Origin of the sequence: Asaia sp. W19, from assembly GCF_003994335.1 — a bacterium.
Lineage (GTDB): Bacteria > Pseudomonadota > Alphaproteobacteria > Acetobacterales > Acetobacteraceae > Asaia.
In genome coordinates this window covers 1-3,019 of record NZ_PNQZ01000135.1, presented here as the reverse complement: position 1 = coordinate 3,019, position 3,019 = coordinate 1, and the positions used below count along the sequence as shown (strand labels likewise).

Genomic DNA, 3,019 nt, shown 5'->3' with positions numbered 1-3,019 from the left:
GACCTTTCGTCTTCGCTCATCGTCGGGCCCGTTCTGCGGCCCATCTGACGGGGCATTCTTTCGCGACCGATCATCTGTCACGGATACGGCTTCCGTCTCCCCGGCAGTAGACTATAGCCCATCTAAGGCGCTTTTCATGCATCTTGCTGAACTCAAGAAAAAAACCCCTGCCGATCTGCTGGCCTATGCTGAAGAACTGCAGATCGAAAACGCATCGTCGATGCGCAAGCAGGACATCATGTTCGCCATTCTCAAGACCCTGGCGGATAATGAGCAGGCCATTTACGGCGAAGGCACTCTGGAGATCCTGCCAGACGGCTTCGGCTTTCTTCGTTCGCCTGAAGCCAATTACCTCCCTGGCCCTGACGATATCTATATCTCCCCCGCTCAGGTGCGTCGTTTCGGGCTGCGCCCAGGTGACACGGTTGAGGGTCAGATTCGCGCCCCGCGCGATGGCGAGCGCTACTTCTCGCTGCTCAAGGTCAACTCGATCAACTTCGAAGAACCGGACTCGGTTCGTCAGCGCATCAACTTCGACAATCTGACGCCGCTCTATCCCGAGCGTCGCCTGCGTATGGAAGTCGAGCAGGTGGGTGCACCGGAGCCTCAGCCAACCGGCAAGGGCAAGAAGGATCAGCGCGATTATACACCGCGCGTGATCGATCTCGTGGCCCCTATCGGCATGGGCCAGCGCGCCCTGATCGTGGCCCCGCCGCGCACCGGTAAGACCGTGATGCTGCAAAGTATCGCTTCGTCCATCTCCGCCAACCATCCCGATGTGTTCCTGATCGTTCTTCTGATCGATGAGCGCCCCGAGGAAGTGACGGACATGGCCCGCTCGGTACGCGGCGAGGTCGTGTCCTCCACCTTCGATGAGCCCGCGACCCGCCACGTGCAGGTAACTGAAATGGTGCTCGAAAAGGCCAAGCGGCTGGTCGAGCACAAGCGTGACGTCGTGATCCTGCTCGACTCGATCACCCGTCTGGCGCGCGCTTACAACACTGTTGTCCCGTCGTCGGGCAAGGTGCTGACCGGCGGTGTGGATGCCAATGCCCTGCAGCGCCCCAAGCGCTTCTTCGGCGCGGCACGTAACATTGAGGAGGGCGGTTCGCTCACCATCATCGCCACCGCGCTCATCGACACGGGCAGCCGTATGGACGAGGTGATCTTCGAAGAGTTCAAGGGCACGGGTAACTCCGAACTCATCCTCGATCGCAAGCTGGCTGACAAGCGTACCTTCCCCGCCATCGACATCACCAAGTCGGGTACGCGTAAGGAAGAGCTCCTCGTGGATCGTGCTTCGCTCTCGAAGATGTGGGTGCTGCGTCGCATCCTCTCGCCCATGGGCACGATGGACGCGATGGACTTCCTGCTCGACAAGTTGAAATACAGCAAGACGAACCAGGACTTCTTCGACGCCATGAACAACTGATCCGCTTTCCGGATCATGAAAAACCGCCGGAGGCCCACGCTTCCGGCGGTTTTTTTTATGGGCCGATCTCGATGATGGAGGTCGTCATCATGGGGCTCCGCCCCATACCCCGCCAAAGGACGGTCGTCCTTTGGAAACCTGTTTGACTAAACCGGGATGAACCGGGATGAAAGGGGCGCGCCCCTTTCCGGGGAGCGGGGCAGCGCCCCGCGGAGGTTTCCAGCTGCAAGAACCTCCCTTCATGGGGCTCCGCCCCGCAGAACCTCTCCGGTTTATGAGAGCGTGACGCCTTCCAGTTTCAGGAGATAGCGCTTGTCGTCCAGGCCGCCTTCGCCTGAATAGCCGCCCAGATGGGTCTTGCCGAGAACGCGGTGGCAGGGGATCAGGATGGGGATGGGGTTGTGGGCCATGGCGCCCCCAATGGAGCGGGCCGAGCCTCCGGCCTTGGCAGCGAGGTCGGCATAGCTGATTGTCTGGCCGTAGGGCACATCGCGCAGGGCGGCCCAGACGGTCTTGCGATAGGGGGTGCCCCAAGGGGCGAGGGGCAGATCGAAACTTTCCGCTTCGCCGTCGAAATAGCGTTCCAGCATCGTGTGGGCGCGAGTAAGAAGGGGCGTCTTTTCCTGATCGCGGCCCCATCCCCAGTCGAGGGCAACAATAGCGCCCTCGTCTTCACTAAGGGTCAGGGGGCCGAGGGGAGAATGAAAAGAGAGCTGGGGCATAGAAGGAATTCACATGGTTGACGCGACGGAAAGCCGGGCGGGACGCAAGGGTGAGGTAATCTTCGCTCTGGCGACGGGTGCCGGGCGGGCGGCGATCGCCATCATGCGCGCAAGTGGCCCCGGCGCTCAAGAGGTGCTTGCAGCCCTGTGCGGTGGACGGGTGCCACAACCGCGTCATGCGGGGCTTCGCGCCCTGCATCACGAGGGTGAGCATCTGGACGATGCAATGGTGCTTTGGCTGCCTGGACCGCGCTCCTATACCGGGGAGGATGGGTTCGAGTTGCATCTTCATGCGGGTCCGGCCGTGATCGATCGTGTGGCGCTGGCGCTGACCGCGCTGGGGGCGCGACCGGCCGAGGCAGGTGAGTTCACGCGGCGAGCGGTTCAGGCCGGGAGGCTCGACCTGCTTCAGGCTGAGGCGATTGCCGATCTGGTAGAGGCCGAGAGTGACAGCCAGCGTCAACAGGCGCTGGCGCAGGCGGATGGCGCGTTGAGCCGCGTTTATGAGGGATGGAGTGAAACGCTCAAGACCTTGCTCGCCCATCAGGAAGCGCTGATCGATTTTCCGGATGAAGATCTGCCGGAAGAGGTCGAGCAAGCCCTGACGCGTCGGCTCGATGCATTGCGCGATGCCTTGCAGGCACATCTGTCTGACAAGCGGGGTGAGATTGTGCGTCGAGGCCTGACGGTGGTGATTGCGGGCGCGCCCAATGTGGGCAAGTCGAGCCTGCTGAACCATCTCGCGGGGTATGACGCGGCGATCGTCACGCATCGCGCCGGGACCACGCGTGACGTAATCGCCATCGACTGGCTGTTTCACGGGGTGCGCCTGCGTCTGGTCGATACGGCGGGGGGGGGGGGGGGG

At 62.1% G+C, this 3,019-nt stretch carries 3 protein-coding genes; 2 read left to right on the top strand and 1 reads right to left on the bottom strand.

The window, feature by feature from the left end; translation table 11 throughout:
- The first annotated feature begins 136 nt into the window (after nt 1-136).
- Complete coding sequence (gene rho / locus C0V97_RS17340) at nt 137-1,432, top strand: transcription termination factor Rho (RefSeq protein WP_127099532.1); 1,296 nt, start codon at nt 137-139, stop codon at nt 1,430-1,432.
- Between the two features lie 272 nt (nt 1,433-1,704).
- Here rho and C0V97_RS17335 read toward each other — a convergent pair whose 3' ends face one another.
- Nucleotides 1,705-2,154 (bottom strand): methylated-DNA--[protein]-cysteine S-methyltransferase, encoded by a 450-nt coding sequence (locus C0V97_RS17335; protein WP_127099530.1) that lies wholly within the window; start codon nt 2,152-2,154, stop codon nt 1,705-1,707.
- A 13-nt stretch (nt 2,155-2,167) separates the two neighbouring features.
- On the opposite strand from C0V97_RS17335, the gene C0V97_RS17330 reads away from it, so the two are divergent.
- Nucleotides 2,168-3,019, top strand: an 852-nt coding sequence (locus C0V97_RS17330) for a tRNA modification GTPase (protein ID WP_148114968.1), incomplete at its 3' end; no start/stop codon positions are given.

Excerpts from the sequence above, each read along its gene's own strand:
- rho (WP_127099532.1), top strand. The coding sequence starts at position 137 with ATGCATCTTGCTGAACTCAAGAAAAAAACCCCTGCCGATCTGCTGGCC.
- C0V97_RS17335 (WP_127099530.1), bottom strand. The coding sequence starts at position 2,154 with ATGCCCCAGCTCTCTTTTCATTCTCCCCTCGGCCCCCTGACCCTTAGT.